Genomic DNA, 15,152 nt, shown 5'->3' with positions numbered 1-15,152 from the left:
CCCCGATCGTACGAGGGGCCATGGGTTCACGGTCGGACGGCCGGCGCGCGCGGAGGGCGGCCGACGGTCAGTGCTTGCGCTGGAACCGCTGCATGAAGTTCGAGAGCCGGCCCCGGGTCTCCTCCGTGATGTGCACGGGACCGGGAACGTCCCCCGCGCCCGGCGCCGGGCCCTCCTCGCGCTCCAGGTCCTGCCCGATCGGTCCCGCGAGGCCGATCGGTCCGGCCGGGGTGGCCGGCCTGTGCGGTGTTCCGGGCACGTTCCGGTGCTGGGCCTGTTCCCACGAGTCCAGGACCGAGGAGACCTGCCCCGCGCGCATGATGCGCACGACGTGTCCGCCGCAGTTCATGCAGGTCGGACTGGACAGCGGCGAGGGAACCCGCTCACCACCGGCCTTGTAGACGATGAATTCATGGCCGGCGGCGTCGACGTGGTGCTCGATGTCGTACGCCTGCTCCCAGCCGTACCCGCAGCGCATGCAGGCAAAGGCGTACGCCTCGTGGGCGACGGGTATGCCGGTGCCGGTGATCTCACTCATGCCAGCTCCTCTCCACCGACCAGTGGACGCCTTTTCGGGCCGGAGCGCATCAGCGCCGGACGAACCATGGAACGTCCTTTTGCGTTCCCTTGCCCTCAGGCCCTCAGGAGGCCCGCCGCGCGGGTTTCGCTTTGCTTTTCACGATAGCTCTTTACCTTTTGCGGGGCTCGCCCCAGCCGCGTTCTTTGCCGCGACGACGGCATCGAACACCTCGCGCTTGGGAAGGCCCGCGTCGGCGGCGACCGCCGCGATGGCCTCCTTGCGCCGCTCCCCCGCCTCCTCGCGCACCCGCACCCTGCGCACCAGTTCCTCGGCGTCGAGTTCGGCGGGCGCTGCCTCGGGGGCGCCCTCGACGACGACGGTGATCTCACCCCGTACGCCCTCGGCCGCCCACGCCGCCAACTCGCCCAGGCCGCCGCGCTTGACCTCCTCGTACGTCTTGGTCAGCTCGCGGCAGACGGCGGCGCGGCGCTCGGCGCCGAAGACCTCGGCCATCGCGGCGAGCGTGTCGTCGAGCCGGTGCGGGGCCTCGAAGTAGACGAGGGTCCTGCGCTCGTCGGCGACCTCGCGCAGCCGCCCGAGCCGCTCGCCGGCCTTGCGCGGCAGGAAGCCCTCGAAGCAGAAGCGGTCCACGGGCAGCCCGGAGAGGGCGAGCGCGGTCAGCACGGCGGAGGGCCCGGGGACGGCGGTGACCTTGATGTCCTGCTCGACGGCGGCGGCGACCAGGCGGTAGCCGGGGTCGGAGACGGACGGCATGCCCGCGTCGGTGACCAGGAGCACCCGCGCGCCGCCGGCGAGCGCCTCGACCAGCTCGGGCGTACGGGCGGACTCGTTGCCCTCGAAGTACGAGACGACCCGGCCCGAGGTGTGCACGCCGAGGGCGCGGGTCAGGCCGCGCAGCCGCCGGGTGTCCTCCGCCGCGACGATGTCGGCGGTCTCCAGCTCGGCCGCGAGCCGCGGCGGGGCGTCCGCGATGTCCCCGATGGGAGTCCCTGCAAGTACCAGCGTTCCTGTCACATGGGTCATCCTCGCAGCCCGGAGAGGCGACGTGCACAGGCGCGTTCCCTACGATGGCGCGGTGACCAGTACCGCACCCGAGACCCTGCAGGGTCAGCGCGCCGTGGAAGAGCCTCCGTCGTGGCAGCAGCGTCTGCGGCGCTTCGGCTACACACCCCCCGCGGGACGCGCCGCCGGACCGGGGCTGCGGGAGCGTCTCGTACCGCCGTACACGCGCCCCTCGCAGCGGACGTGGTCGCTGCTCGGGCTCTCCCGGGGCGCCGGTGACCGGGTGTGGCGGCTGGCCGCCTGGGGCGGTCCGCTGCTCGTCGCGCTGCTCGCGGGCGCCTTGAGGTTCTGGAACCTGGGCAAGCCGCACGCGGTGATATTCGACGAGACGTACTACGCCAAGGACTCCTGGGCGCTGATCAACCAGGGCTACGAGGGGGCCTGGCCGAAGGACATCGACAAGTCGATCCTGGCCGACCCCGACTCGGTCCTGATCCCCACCGAGCCCGGCTATGTCGTCCATCCGCCGATGGGCAAGTGGGTCATCGGTCTCGGCGAGAAGATCTTCGACTTCACGCCGTTCGGCTGGCGGTTCATGGTGGCGCTGCTCGGCACGCTGTCCGTGCTGATGCTGTGCCGGATCGGGCGGCGGCTGTTCCGCTCGACGTTCCTGGGGTGTCTGGCCGGTCTGCTGCTCGCGGTGGACGGCCTGCACTTCGTGATGAGCCGGACGGCGCTGCTCGACCAGGTCCTGATGTTCTTCGTGCTCGCCTCGTTCGGCTGTCTGGTCGTGGACCGCGACTGGGCGCGCCGGAGGCTGGCGGGGGCCCTGCCCGTGGACGGGGAGGGCGTCCTGCGGCCGGACGCGGCGGTCGCGGAGACGCTGCGGCTCGGCTGGCGGCCGTGGCGGATCGCGGCGGGGGTGTCGCTGGGGCTCGCGGCGGGGACCAAGTGGAACGGTCTGTACGTGATGGTCGCCTTCGGGCTCCTCACGGTGCTGTGGGACGTGGGCGCCCGGCGCACGGCGGGCGCGTTCCGCCCGTACGCGGCTGTGCTGAGGCGCGACCTGATCCCGGCGTTCGTCTCGGTGGTGCCGGTCGCGATCGCCACGTACCTGGTCACGTGGACGGGCTGGATCGTCACGGACAAGGGGTACTTCCGCAACTGGGCTGCGGAGCAGGACAAGGTGAACGGCGGCGGCTTCTGGTCGTGGCTGCCGGACTGGCTGCGGAGCCTGTGGCACTACGAGAGCGAGGTCTACACGTTCCACGTGGGCCTGAACTCGCCGCACACGTACGAGTCGAACCCCTGGAGCTGGATCGTCCTGGGCCGCCCGGTCTCGTACTTCTACGAGTCCCCGGCCCCCGGCCGGGCCGGCTGCCCGGCGACGGCGACGGAGAAGTGCGCCCAGGAGGTCCTGGCCCTGGGCACGCCCCTGCTGTGGTGGGCGGCGTGCTTCGCGATCCTGTACGTCCTGTGGCGCTGGTTCTTCCGCCGGGACTGGCGCGCGGGCGCCATCGCGTGCGGGATCGCGGCGGGCTGGCTGCCGTGGTTCCTCTACCAGGAACGCACCATCTTCCTTTTCTACGCGGTGGTCTTCGTCCCGTTCCTCTGTCTCGCGGTGACGATGATGATCGGCGCGATGATCGGCCCGGCGGGTTCCTCGGAAAGGCGCCGGACGTTCGGGGCGGTGGCGGCGGGCGTTCTCGTTCTCCTCATCGTCTGGAATTTCATCTACTTCTGGCCGCTGTACACGGGAACGGCGATTCCGCTGGATCAGTGGCGCAACCGGATGTGGCTCGACACGTGGGTATAGCGGGGGAATGACAGGGAGAGGGCGCGGCCGTCGACCGCGCCCTCTCCTTTACTCCGCGTGTGCCCACTGCACGGCGGTGCCGTAGGCGACGTACAGGTCGGTGTACATCCCGACCGCGATGATCGATACACCCAGCACACCGTCGGCGCCGTACCCACTCGCCCGGTGCTGCATGCTCAGCACGGCCTCCATCGGGGTCGCCCTCTTGTCTCCGGCGGCTATGCCCAGAACTGTGTGCGGATGGGGCGGTGCGTCCAGAGTCGCCGAGTAGAAGCCGATGCCGGCCTCGCCGGCGGCCTCGTCCCTCCGGAGCAGTTCCTCGCGTTCCTTCTTGATCTTTCGGTCCATGCCGCCATCCTCTCGCGACGCGCACGCGCGTTCGGCTGATGTCGAGTGACAGCGCCCGACCCGAGTGCTTGACTGAATGAGCCTGTGGGGCTGTTGGGGCTTCTGGGGAGGGGAACCACAGAGATGCGCAGTGGTACGAAGGTTGCGATCGCCGGCGGGGTCTTCGTCGTCGTGGCGGGCGGTGTCGGCTACGGGGGCTACAACCTCTGGCAGGGCGTCAGCGGAGGCTCCGGCGGAGGCGTTTCCGCCGCCTCGTCGGAGGAGAGACGCTCCGGTCCCGTCACCGAGGACGAAGTCACCGCCACGGCGAAGGACTTCCTGGCCGCCTGGGCGGCGGGAGAGTCCGAGCGGGCCGGACAGCTGACCAACAACCCTGTCGATGCCGGGCCCGTCGTGGCCGGCTTCGCGGAGGGCGCGAAAGTCTCCGGGGCCGAGATCACGCCCGGCGCTCCGGTCGGCCCGAAGGTTCCGTTCACGGTGAAGGCGACCATCACGTACGAGGGGCAGTCCAAGCCCTGGACGTACACGTCCGAACTGACCGTGGTGCGCGGGCTCTCCACCGGGCGGCCGCTCGTGGACTGGAAGCCGGCCGTCATCCACCCCCGGCTCACCAAGGGCGGGACCCTGCGCACCGGCCCCGCGAAGACCGGCGCGATCCAGGCCGTCGACCGCAAGGGCGTCGAGCTGACGGCGGAGAAGTACCCGTCGCTCGGGCCCGTCCTGGCGCAGCTCCGCGAGAAGTACGCGGCGCGGACCGGCGGGGAGCCGGGCGTGGAGACCTGGATCGAGTCGGAGACGGAGAACGTCCCGGACATCACCCTCGCCACCCATGTGAAGGGCCGGCCCGGGCGCCTGGAGACGACCATCGACGCCGCGGCGCAGGCGGCGGCCGAGCGGAGCGTGAAGCAGTACGAGCAGGCGTCGGTGGTGGCGGTCCAGCCGTCCACGGGCGCGATCCGGGCGGTGGCCAACAACCCGGCGACCGGCTTCAACGCGGCGTTCGAGGGCAAACAGGCCCCCGGCTCCACCCTGAAGATCCTCACCGCGGCGATGCTCCTGGAGAAGGGGCTCGTGACGGCGGACGGGCCCGCGCCGTGCCCGCAGGAGGCCCGCTACTACACCCGTACGTTCCACAACCTCGACAACTTCGCGCTCGGCACCGTCCCGTTCAAGCGGAGCTTCGCCAAGTCCTGCAACACGGCCTTCATCAAGCTGATCGACGACGTGGACGACGACTCCGCGCTCGGCAAGGAGGCCCGGGACGTCTTCGGGATCGGCCTCGACTGGAAGACCGGCGTCGTCACCGCCGACGGGTCCGTCCCCGAGGAGACGCAGGGCGCGGCGGCGGAGCAGTACATCGGGCAGGGCACCGTGCAGATGAACGCCCTCAACATCGCCTCGATCACCGCCACCGCGAAGTACGGCACCTTCAAGCAGCCGTTCCTGGTGTCGAAGGAGCTGGACGGGCGGACCTTCGCCCAGGCCTCGCGCTCCCTGCCCGAGTCGGTGTCGAGCCAGCTGCGCGCCATGATGCGGGCGGCGGCGACCGGTGAGGGGACGGCCGCGAAGGCGATGGCCTCGGTCGGCGGGGCCAAGGGCGCGAAGACGGGGTCGGCGGAGGTCGACGGCCAGGCCACCTCCAACAGCTGGTTCTCCGGCTACTCGGACGACCTCGCGGCCGCCGCCGTCGTCCAGTCCGGCGGCCACGGCGGCGACGCGGCGGGGACGGTGGTGGCGAACGTGCTGCGGGCGGGGTGAGACTTCTTACGCCTCGGGGAATGCAGTCGCGTGGCCCCTACACGGAACGCTAGCGTGCGGGCCATGAGCTCTCAGGAACCCCAAGCGCACCCCCGGTTCGCCGACGCCCTGCGGGAGCTGGGCCTCGACGTCGAGATCCGCGGTTTCCCGGACGGGACCCGGACGGCCGCCCAGGCGGCCGAGGCGATCGGCTGCGAGGTGTCCGAGATCGTCAAGTCGCTGATCTTCGCGGCGGACGGGGTCCCGGTACTCGTGCTGATGGACGGCTCCTCGCGGGTCGACGTGGAGCGGGTGCGCGCGGAGCTGGGCGCCGGGACGGTGACGCGGGCCGACGCGAAGGTCGTACGGGAGACGACCGGGTACGCGATCGGCGGTGTCCCGCCGTTCGGGCACCTCACCCGGACGCGGGTGCTGGCCGACCGGGGGCTGCTCGATCACGGCGTGGTGTGGGCGGCCGCGGGCACCCCGCACACCGTCTTCGCGCTGGACCCGAAGTCCCTGATCGCCCACGCGGGCGGGGCGCTGGTGGACGTGCGCGAGAGGCCGGCCGCGTGACGCCGCTGGTCGTCGCGGCCGTCCTGCTCGCCGCCGTGACGCACGCCGCGTGGAACGCGATGGCCCACACCGTCCGCGACCAGCTGCTCTCCTTCACGCTGATATCCGGCGGCGGCGCGCTGATCGGCGGTGCCACGGCCTTCTTCGTGCCGCTGCCGGCGTCCGGGGCGTGGCCGTACCTGATCGCCTCCGCCGTCCTGCACGTGGGCTACATGGTCCTGCTCATGCGGTCGTTCACGCTGGGCGACTTCGGGCAGATGTACCCGATCGCCCGCGGCACGGCCCCGCTGGCCGTGACCGTGCTCGCTGCGGTCTTCGTCGACGAGATCCCCGACACGTGGCAACTCACCGGAGTGGCCTTCGCCTGCGCGGGTCTGACGGGCCTGGCCCTCTGGGGCATCCGGGGCTCCGGCCGGCGACCGGACTGGGCGGCGCTGCTCGCGGCCGGGGCGACGGGCCTGGCCATCGCCGGCTACACCGTCGTCGACGGCGTCGGGGTGCGCGCCTCGGGAACCCCGCTCGGCTACATCGCGTGGCTGATGGTCCTGGAGGGCCTGGCCATCCCGGCGTACGCCCTGTGGACCCGCCGCGCCGCCCTGCTCCCCCAGCTCCGCCCGTACGCGGCGCGGGGACTCCTCGGCGCGGGCCTGTCGGTCGCCGCGTACGGCCTGGTCCTGTGGGCCCAGACGAAGGCGCCGCTCGCGCCGGTCGCGGCGCTGCGGGAGTCCTCGATCATCGTGGGGGCGGCGATCGGGGCCGTGTTCCTCAAGGAGCGCTTCGGGGGGCCGAGGATCGCGGCGGCGGGGCTGATGGTGGTGGGCATCGGGCTGATGCTGACCACGGCCTGAGGCCAGGTGTCAGCGCAGGTCGTGCCGCATCAGGATCCGGGGGTGACCGGCCAGCACCGAGGTGGTGTCGGCGACGTGGACGAACCCGGCCCGCTCGAAGTTCTTCCGCAGCCCGGCGTACGCCATGGTCGGATCGACCTTGGCGTCCCCGTTGTCGAGGGGGTACGCCTCGACCGCCGGCGCGCCCTGGGCGCGGGCGAACTCGACCGCCCCCGCGATGAGGGCGTGCGAGATGCCCTTCTTCCGGTGGCCGGGGCGTACCCGGACGCACCAGAGCGACCAGACCGGCAGATCGTCGACGTGCGGGATCTTCCGGCTGCGCGCGAACGAGGTGTCCGCCCGCGGCGCCACGGCGGCCCAGCCGACCGGCTCGTCGGCGTCGTAGGCGACGACCCCGGGGGGAACCCTGTCGCGGCACAGCTCGGCGACGTACTCGCCCCGGGCCGGTCCGCGCAGCTCGTTGTTGAGCTTGGACGGGATCCGGTAGCTCAGACACCAGCAGACGTTGGACGTGGGCGACTTCGGACCGAGCAGGGTCCGGACGTCCTCGAAGACGGACGCAGGACGAACCTCGATGCTCATGTCTCCACGATGGCACGGTGCACGGACACCGGCCGCCCTGCGACGGCTCAGGCCCCCTGGTCGAGGGCCGTGCGGACCGCGCGGACCAGGGCCTGGGCCCGGGGGTCGGCCGTCACGGTCTTGCGCATGCCGTTCGTGACGTAGCCGAACGCGAGGGAGGACTCCGGGTCGGCGAAGGCCAGCGAGCCGCCCCGGCCCGGGTGGCCGAAGGACGTGGGGCCGAGGAGCGGGGAGGCCGGGCCGTGGAGCATGTGGCCGAGGCCGAAGCGGGTGCCCACCATCAGGACCCGGTCGGGGCCCGCGGACTCCTCGGTGCGGGCGAGGGTCAGGGTCGCCGGGGCGAACAGGCGGGGGCCGCCGTCGACCGGGCCGAGGGTGGAGGCGTAGAACCGGGCCAGCGCGCGGGCCGTGGAGACTCCGGCGGAGCCGGGCAGTTCGGCCGCGCGGTACGCCGGGTCGTTCTCGTCGGGCTTGGGGTCGATCGCCCCGAAGGCGCGCCGGGTCAGGGAGCCGGGGTCGCGGTAGGCCTCGGTGACGGCGCGCCTGGGGCGGAGCTTCAGGGCGCCGCTGCCGGCGGGTTCCCGCTCCTCCACCGGGCCGAGGCGGCCGACCCGCCCCGCCTCTTCGGGCGGCAGGCCTATCCAGAGGTCCAGGCCGAGCGGGCGGGCCATCTCCTCGGCGACCCAGCGGCCGATGGTGCGGCCGGTGACCCGGTGGACGAGGCCGGAGAGCAGCCAGCTGAAGGTGTGCGCGTGGTAGCCGTGGGCCGTGCCCGGCTCCCAGGCCGGTGCCTGCGCGGCGATCGCCGCCTGGGCGGTCGCCGGGTCGATCGCCTCCGCGAGCGTCAGCGGCCGGTCCAGGACCGGTACGCCCGCCCGGTGCGCGAGGAGCTGCCGTACGCTCACCCGCTCCTTGCCCGCGGTCTTGAACTCCGGCCAGTACGTGCCGACCGGCGCGTCCAGGTCCAGCTGGCCGCGCTGGTGGAGCAGCAGCGGCACGGCGGCGGCCACGCCCTTGGTGGCCGAGCGGACGACCTGTGCGGTGTCGACGGCCCAGGGGATCTCGCCGTCGACGTCGCGGGTCCCCGCCCACAGGTCGACGACCTTGACGCCGTCGCGGTAGACGGAGACCGCCGCGCCCCGCTCGCCGCGCTGCTCGAAGTTGCGCAGGAACGCGTCCCTGACCGGCTCGAATCCCGCCGCCACCGTGCCCCGGACGTCCACGTCCCACACTCCTTCTCGCTCGTACCCCCATGGTGCAACGTCGGTCCCAGGCCGCCGATTCCGGGGGTCGGAACGGTCAGGCGACGGGGCGGGGCACGAAGCCGTAGGGAAGTTCCAGGCGGTTGCGCGCCATCAGCTCCTCGTCGGCGAGGACGTCGGCCGTGGGTCCGTCCCCGGCGATCACGCCCTCGCTGAGGATCACCGAGCGCGGGCAGAGCTCCAGTGCGTACGGCAGGTCGTGGGTGACCATGAGGACGGTGACGTCCAGGGAGCGCAGGACGTCCGCGAGCTCGCGGCGGGAGGCCGGGTCGAGGTTGGAGGAGGGCTCGTCCAGGACGAGGATCTCCGGCTCCATCGCGAGGACGGTCGCGACCGCCACCCGCCGCCGCTGCCCGAACGACAGATGGTGCGGCGGCCGGTCCGCGAACTCCGCCATGCCGACGCGCTCCAGGGCCCTGACCACCACGGCCTCCAGCTCGGCGCCCCGCAGCCCCGCGGCCGCCGGGCCGAACGCGACGTCCTCGCGGACGGTCGGCATGAAGAGCTGGTCGTCCGGGTCCTGGAAGACGATCCCGACGCGGCGCCGGATCTCGGCCAGGTTCCGCTTCTCGACCGCCAGTCCGGCGACGGCGACCGTGCCCGCGCCGCCGGTGAGGATGCCGTTGAGGTGGAGGACGAGGGTCGTCTTGCCCGCGCCGTTGGGGCCGAGCAGCGCGACCCGCTCGCCGTGTTCGACGGTCAGGTCGACGCCGAAGAGGGCCTGGTGGCCGTCGGGGTACGCGTACGCCAGGCCACGGACGTCGAGGGAGGGGGCGGTGGTCATCGGAGAGTCCATCCCAACAGGCAGATCACGAGTGCGGCGGCGGGCAGGGCGGCGGCCCGCGCCCACTGGGTCCGGGTGGCGGCCACCTCGTCGATGACCGGCATGGAGCCCGCGTACCCCCGGCTGACCATCGCGAGGTGGACGCGCTCACCGCGCTCGTAGGAGCGGATGAAGAGCGCCCCCGCGGACTTGGCGAGGACGCCCCACTGGCGCACGCCCTTCGCCTCGAAGCCACGGGAGCGGCGGGCGACGGACATCCGGCGCATCTCGTCCGTGATGACGTCGCCGTACCGGATCATGAAGGAGGCGATCTGGACGAGCAGAGGCGGGAGCTTCAGCCGCTGGAGGCCGAGGAGCAGCTCGCGCAGTTCGGTGGTGGCGGCGAGGAGTACCGAGGCGGCGACGCCGAGGGTGCCCTTGGCGAGGACGTTCCAGGCGCCCCACAGGCCGGGGACGGAGACGGAGATCCCGAGGATCTCCGTCTGCTCGCCCGGGACCACGAAGGGCATCAGGAAGGCGAAGGCCACGAACGGGATCTCGATCAGGAGGCGGCGCAGGACGAACCCTGCGGGGATCCGGGCGTACGCCGCCACGCCGCCGAGCAGGACGGCGTAGCCCCCGAAGGCCCAGACCGCCTCGCGGGGCGTGGAGACCACGACCACCACGAAGGCGAGGACGGCGGCGAGCTTGGTGTGCGGGGGCAGCCCGTGCACCGGCGAGACCCCCCGCCGGTACAGCTTGTGCGTGTGCCCCGCTCCCATGTCAGACCTGGGCTCCCGAGGAGTTCCTGCGGCGGCGCACGGCCCAGAAGGCACCGGTGCCGACGGCGAGCGTCACGCCGACGCCGATCACGCCCGCCAGGCCGCCGGACAGCCGGGCGGTGTCGATGCCCTTGACGCCGTAGTCGGCGAGCGGGGAGTCGGCGGCCGCGTGCTCCTCGACGTTCTTGTCGAAGCCCTTGTCGGCGGCGACCTTCTCCAGGCCGTCCGGGCTCGCGGAGGCGTAGAAGGAGACGAAGCCGGCGAGGAGCAGCGCGGCTGCCACGCCGCCGAGCCAGAACTTCTTCGGCGAGCGGGCGGCGACCGGCGCGAAGTCGCGGGCCGGCGCGTCGACCAGTTCGCCGCCGACGCGCAGCTTGAGCGGGGCGGTGAGCCCGCGGGCGCCGTACACGAGGTCGGGGCGGACGGCGACGACCGCGCCGACGGTGAGCATGGTGATGGCGGCCTCGCCGATGCCGATGAGGGTGTGCACGCCGACCATGGCGGTGAGCACCTTGCCCAGCGGTACGTCGGTGGTGCCGCCGATCGCGTAGACGAGGGTGAAGGCGGCGGCCGACGCGGGTACGGAGACGAGGGCGGCCACGAAGGAGGCGACGGTCACCGAGCGGCGGGTACGGGGCAGGACGAGGACGAGTCCGCGGAAGAGCGCGTACGCGACGAGGACCGTGACCACGCCCATGACGGTGATGTTCACGCCGAGCGCGGTGAGTCCGCCGTCCGCGAAGAGGATGCCCTGCATCAGCAGGACGACGGCGATGCAGAGCACACCGGTGTACGGCCCGACGAGTATCGCGGCGAGCGCGCCGCCGAGCAGATGTCCGCTGGTCCCGGCGGCGACCGGGAAGTTCAGCATCTGTACGGCGAAGATGAACGCGGCGACGAGGCCGGCCAGCGGCGCCGCCCTGTCGTCCAGTTCGCGGCGCGCTCCGCGCAGGCTGACGGCGACGGCGCCGGCGGCGACGACACCGGCGACGGCCGATACGGGGGCGTTGATGAATCCGTCAGGTACATGCACGTCCCGAATGATGAGCGCTCCTGCAAAGGACTTGCAAGAGCGCACAGGTCACAGAAGCGCAGCTTCCCCCGTGCAGATGAGGGAAAATATGGGACATTAGGGGATAAGTAAGACGAGTGTGAGGAGTGGCTCGATGTCCCCCACCGCGGAAGGCCATGAGATCCAGGACCACGCCAAAGGCCGGATCATCAGCGACGCCCCACTCTCCCGCCCCGTCCCGGTCGCCCTCCGCTACGACCCCGGGCCGGAACCCGCCACCGTGCGCTTCGCCTTCCCCGGCAACATCGAGTGGTCCTTCCCGCGCGACCTGCTCGAAACGGGGATGCGGGCCCCGGCCCGCCGCGGCGACGTGAGCGTCTGGCCCTGCGGCCGGGTGCAGACGGTGGTCGAGTTCCACACGGCCGACGGGGTCGCGGTCGTCCAGTTCGACACCACCGCCCTGCTCCGCTTCCTCAAGCACACCTACGCGGTCACCGCCTCGATAGCCCCGTAGAGTGCGGTCGTCATTCCTGACGATCATGGGGGATCCACTTGAGGAAAAGACTGTGGGGGGCGCTCGGTGCCGCCCTTCTGGCCCTGTCCGGGGCATCGGTGTCCGGCACCACGGCGCAGGCCGCGCCCGCCGCGGCGACACCGCCTCCGGGAACGAACCTGCAGGTCATGAGCTGGAACATGTGCGGCGTCGAGCGGTGGGGATGCACCGGCACCGGCACGGCGGCCGAGAAGTCCGACGTGGTCAAGCAGTACGTGCAGAGCAACTACGTGCAGGCCGTCCTGCTCCAGGAGGTCTGCGCGAGCGGCCTCGACGACCTGATGACCAAGCTCGGCCCGGGGTGGAGCAAGAGCTTCGCGCCGTACCACTGGTCGCAGAACGGCGTACGGACCCCGAGCCCCTGCGCGACCGGCGCCGGCTCCGACCCGAACGACCTCGCGGGCACCGCGATCGTGGCCAAGGCCGGCCTCACGGACGCCAAGGAGTACCCGACGACCCAGCCGTGGACCGGCCTCACCCGGCCGTTCCAGTGCGCGACGGCGACGTACTTCGGCGTACGGCTCTGCGCCGTCCACGTGTCGACGAAGAACGCCAACCCCGACCACCCGGACTGGGACTACCGCGACGACCAGCTGGCGGAGATCAAGCAGGTCGTCTCCGGCTTCCCGAAGGTGGTCTTCGGCGGCGACTTCAACGCGAGCCCGCCGGACCGGCCGGGCAACCCGGACGTCTGGATCTGGCCGGCCGGGCTCTACTCCCAGGGCGAGGGCACCCCCGGTTACCGGGAGTGCGACCAGCAGGGGGCGGTCCGCGACGGCCGCGACACCCACGACGGCGGCTGGAAGCTCGACCACCTGTTCAGCAGCGAGGCACGCCGCTGGTGCGTGGTCGCCGACACCCCACGCTCGGACCACCACGTCCTCGTCGAGAGCGTGACGATCACGCCCCCGGCGGCCTGAGGCACCGGTCCGCGAGAGCCCCGGACGCGACCGCGCCGTCACCGTGTCGGTCTCGACACGATGACGGCGCGGTGCCGCGTCGGCTCCCCGTCCCCACGGGTCCCGGCGCGGTCCGGGGCGTACTCTCCTCCGCTCAAGGAGCGGCCCCGGAGTCTCTCAGGCGACTCAGACCCGCACGAGCTCGCGCTCCGGGTCCTGCGGCCCCTCGGCGTCCTTCGCCGCCAGGCCCTCGCCCTCCACGTCCACGTTGGGCAGCGCCCTGTCCAGCCACTTCGGCAGCCACCACGCCTTGTGGCCGAGCAGCGCGAGCACCGCCGGGACGATCGCCATGCGGACCACGAACGCGTCGAAGAGGACGGCGACGGCGAGACCGAAGCCGATCATCTTGATCATCTGGTCGGTCATGCCGATGAATCCGGAGAAGACCGCGATCATGATCACCGCGGCGGCGGTGACCACCCGGGCGCTGTGCCGGAAGCCGGTCACGATCGTCTCGCCGGGCCGCTCCCCGTGGACGTACGCCTCGCGCATCCGGGTGACGAGGAAGACCTCGTAGTCCATGGCGAGACCGAAGACCACGCCCACCATGAAGATCGGCATCATCGACATGATCGGGCCGGTCTGCTCGACCCCGAACAGCGAGCCGAGCCAGCCCCACTGGAAGACCGCGACGACCGCGCCGAGGGCGGCGACCACCGAGAGCAGGAAGCCGAGGGCCGCCTTCAGCGGGACGAGGATCGAGCGGAAGACCACCATGAGGAGCAGGAAGGCGAGTCCGACGACCAGTGCCAGGTAGGGCACGAGCGCGTCGTTCATCTTCTGCGAGAAGTCGACGTTCATCGCGGTGGCACCGGTGACCAGGACGTTGTCGCCGGTCGCGTCCCGGATGTCGTGGACCAGGGTCTCGGTCTCGACCGAGGAGGGGCGGTCCTTCGGGATGACGGTGATCATCGCCGTGTCGCCGGCCTTGTTCGGCGTCGGCTTCGTCACCGCCACGACCCCGTTCAGGCCCTCGATCTCCTTCACGGTGGACTCGGCCGCGGCCTTGTCCCCGTCGACGACGACCATCAGCGGCCCGTTGAACCCGGGGCCGAACCCGTCCGACAGCAGGTCGTACGCCCGGCGCTCGGTGGCGGAGACCGGCTTCGCGCCGTCGTCCGGCAGACCCATCTCCAGGGAGGCGGCCGGCACGGCGACCGCGCCGAGGCCGAGGACACCGACGAGCAGGACCATGACCGGGCGGCGGATGACGAACCGGGCCCAGCGGGTGCCCATGTTGGGCTTGTCGTCGGCCTTCTTCAGCCCCTTGCGCTCCTTGCGGCCCACGACCTTGGTGCCGGCGAAGCCGAGCAGCGCCGGGATCAGGGTGAGCGCGATCAGGACCGCGATCACGACCGTGCCGGCCGCGGCGAAGCCCATCTTCGTCAGCATCGGGATGTTGACGACGGCGAGGCCGACCAGGGCGATCACCACGGTGAGACCGGCGAAGACGACGGCCGAACCGGCCGTTCCGACCGCGCGGCCCGCGGCGTCCTCGCGCTCCCGGCCCTCGGCGAGCTCGGCGCGGTAGCGGGAGACGATGAAGAGGGCGTAGTCGATGCCGACCGCGAGGCCGATCATCATCGCGAGGGTGGAGGTGGTGGAGCCGAGGTCGAGGACGTTCGCGAGCGCCGTGATCGAGGAGACGCCGATGCCGACGCCGATGATCGCGGTGAGCAGCGGAAGCCCCGCGGCGACCAGCGAACCGAAGGTGATGACGAGCACGATGCCGGCGATGACCACGCCGACGATCTCGCCCGCGCCGGTCTCCGGCATGGTCTGCAGGGCGTCACCGCCGATCTCGACGGTCAGCCCCTTCCCCTGCGCGTCGTGCCCGGTCTTCTGCAGCGCCTCGCGCGTCGCGTCGCTCAGCTCCATGCCGGAGACCTTGTAGCTGACGGAGACGTAGGCGGTCGAGCCGTCCTTCGAGACCGCCTGGGCGGCGTAGGGGTCGACGACGGAGGCGACCTCGTCGGAGCCGGCCCTCAGCTCGTCGACGACGTCCTGGACCTTGGCCTTGTTGGCCGCGTCGGTCATCTTCTGGCCCTCGGGGGCCTTGAAGACGACGCGGGCGGTGCCCCCGTCGGCGTTGCCGCCGGGGAAGCGCTGCTCAAGGAGGTCGAAGGCCTTCTGGGCCTCGGTACCGGGAATCGAGAAGGAACTGGAGGTCGCGGCGGGCGCGGTGGCCGCGCCGACTCCGGCGAGCGCGAGCAGCGCCACCCAGAGCAGGGCGACGAGCCGTCGGCGCCGGAAGGCGGAGCGACCCAGCTTGTAGAGGAACGTGGCCACGGGGGCTTACTCCCATTTCGTGGTGGGACAGGGCATGGGGAGCCGGCCCGACGGCGTGAGCGGTGCGCAGCGTCAGGAGGTA

Annotated in this window: 15 protein-coding genes; 6 read left to right on the top strand and 9 right to left on the bottom strand. The window is 71.9% G+C overall.

All coding sequences use genetic code 11. The features are described from left to right. Positions 1–67 precede the first annotated feature (67 nt). A complete protein-coding gene (locus ACFVGW_RS19350; protein WP_385852835.1) occupies positions 68–538 on the bottom strand; it encodes a hypothetical protein in 471 nt (156 codons plus the stop codon). Between the two features lie 138 nt (positions 539–676). After that, complete coding sequence (rsmI, locus tag ACFVGW_RS19345) at positions 677–1,564, bottom strand: 16S rRNA (cytidine(1402)-2'-O)-methyltransferase (RefSeq protein ID WP_385852834.1); 888 nt, start codon at positions 1,562–1,564, stop codon at positions 677–679. 52 nt (positions 1,565–1,616) lie between these two features. Here rsmI and ACFVGW_RS19340 point away from each other — a divergent pair, with 52 nt between their 5' ends. Beyond that, positions 1,617–3,359, top strand: a complete 1,743-nt coding sequence (locus tag ACFVGW_RS19340) for a dolichyl-phosphate-mannose--protein mannosyltransferase (RefSeq protein WP_385852833.1) — start codon at positions 1,617–1,619, stop codon at positions 3,357–3,359. Positions 3,360–3,407: 48 nt separating this feature from the next. On the opposite strand, the gene ACFVGW_RS19335 is transcribed toward ACFVGW_RS19340, so the two are convergent. Continuing rightward, a complete protein-coding gene (locus tag ACFVGW_RS19335; protein ID WP_383223013.1) occupies positions 3,408–3,707 on the bottom strand; it encodes a hypothetical protein in 300 nt (99 codons plus the stop codon). Positions 3,708–3,830: 123 nt separating this feature from the next. On the opposite strand from ACFVGW_RS19335, the gene ACFVGW_RS19330 reads away from it, so the two are divergent. The 3 genes from ACFVGW_RS19330 (at position 3,831) to ACFVGW_RS19320 (ending at position 6,868) form a co-directional block, all read left to right on the top strand. After that, complete coding sequence (locus ACFVGW_RS19330; RefSeq protein WP_385852832.1) at positions 3,831–5,465, top strand: penicillin-binding transpeptidase domain-containing protein; 1,635 nt, start codon at positions 3,831–3,833, stop codon at positions 5,463–5,465. Between the two features lie 63 nt (positions 5,466–5,528). Continuing rightward, complete coding sequence (locus ACFVGW_RS19325) at positions 5,529–6,020, top strand: YbaK/EbsC family protein (protein WP_352188460.1); 492 nt, start codon at positions 5,529–5,531, stop codon at positions 6,018–6,020. Beyond that, complete coding sequence (locus ACFVGW_RS19320) at positions 6,017–6,868, top strand: EamA family transporter (protein ID WP_383223010.1); 852 nt, start codon at positions 6,017–6,019, stop codon at positions 6,866–6,868. Before ACFVGW_RS19325 ends, ACFVGW_RS19320 begins: the two co-directional genes overlap by 4 nt. A gap of 9 nt (positions 6,869–6,877) precedes the next feature. On the opposite strand, the gene ACFVGW_RS19315 is transcribed toward ACFVGW_RS19320, so the two are convergent. From ACFVGW_RS19315 to ACFVGW_RS19295, 5 genes are all read right to left on the bottom strand, one after another. Further along, a complete protein-coding gene (locus tag ACFVGW_RS19315; RefSeq protein WP_385852831.1) occupies positions 6,878–7,450 on the bottom strand; it encodes a GNAT family N-acetyltransferase in 573 nt (190 codons plus the stop codon). Positions 7,451–7,497: 47 nt separating this feature from the next. Then, positions 7,498–8,673 (bottom strand): serine hydrolase domain-containing protein, encoded by a 1,176-nt coding sequence (locus ACFVGW_RS19310; protein WP_385852830.1) that lies wholly within the window; start codon positions 8,671–8,673, stop codon positions 7,498–7,500. Between the two features lie 76 nt (positions 8,674–8,749). Then, positions 8,750–9,496 carry an energy-coupling factor ABC transporter ATP-binding protein gene (locus ACFVGW_RS19305; RefSeq protein WP_385852829.1) on the bottom strand — a complete coding sequence of 249 codons (747 nt, stop codon included), beginning with the start codon at positions 9,494–9,496 and terminating at the stop codon, positions 8,750–8,752. Beyond that, on the bottom strand, positions 9,493–10,257 hold the full coding sequence (gene cbiQ, locus ACFVGW_RS19300) for a cobalt ECF transporter T component CbiQ (RefSeq protein ID WP_383312057.1): 765 nt from the start codon (positions 10,255–10,257) through the stop codon (positions 9,493–9,495). The genes ACFVGW_RS19305 and cbiQ overlap by 4 nt, the downstream gene beginning before the upstream one ends. Position 10,258: 1 nt before the next feature. Beyond that, positions 10,259–11,290 (bottom strand): energy-coupling factor ABC transporter permease, encoded by a 1,032-nt coding sequence (locus ACFVGW_RS19295; RefSeq protein WP_385852828.1) that lies wholly within the window; start codon positions 11,288–11,290, stop codon positions 10,259–10,261. 133 nt (positions 11,291–11,423) lie between these two features. Between ACFVGW_RS19295 and ACFVGW_RS19290 the strand changes: the two genes are divergently transcribed. Continuing rightward, positions 11,424–11,783, top strand: a complete 360-nt coding sequence (locus ACFVGW_RS19290; RefSeq protein ID WP_383312061.1) for an SsgA family sporulation/cell division regulator — start codon at positions 11,424–11,426, stop codon at positions 11,781–11,783. Positions 11,784–11,950: 167 nt separating this feature from the next. Next, entirely contained in the window at positions 11,951–12,742 is a 792-nt protein-coding gene (locus tag ACFVGW_RS19285; RefSeq protein ID WP_383288072.1) for an endonuclease/exonuclease/phosphatase family protein, read from the top strand. 165 nt (positions 12,743–12,907) lie between these two features. Here ACFVGW_RS19285 and ACFVGW_RS19280 read toward each other — a convergent pair whose 3' ends face one another. After that, positions 12,908–15,070, bottom strand: a complete 2,163-nt coding sequence (locus ACFVGW_RS19280; RefSeq protein ID WP_385852827.1) for an MMPL family transporter — start codon at positions 15,068–15,070, stop codon at positions 12,908–12,910. Between the last annotated feature and the right edge of the window lie 82 nt (positions 15,071–15,152).

Source organism: Streptomyces sp. NPDC127129 (genome assembly GCF_042671585.1).
Taxonomy (GTDB): domain Bacteria; phylum Actinomycetota; class Actinomycetes; order Streptomycetales; family Streptomycetaceae; genus Streptomyces.
This window is presented reverse-complemented; position numbering and strand designations above follow the sequence as displayed.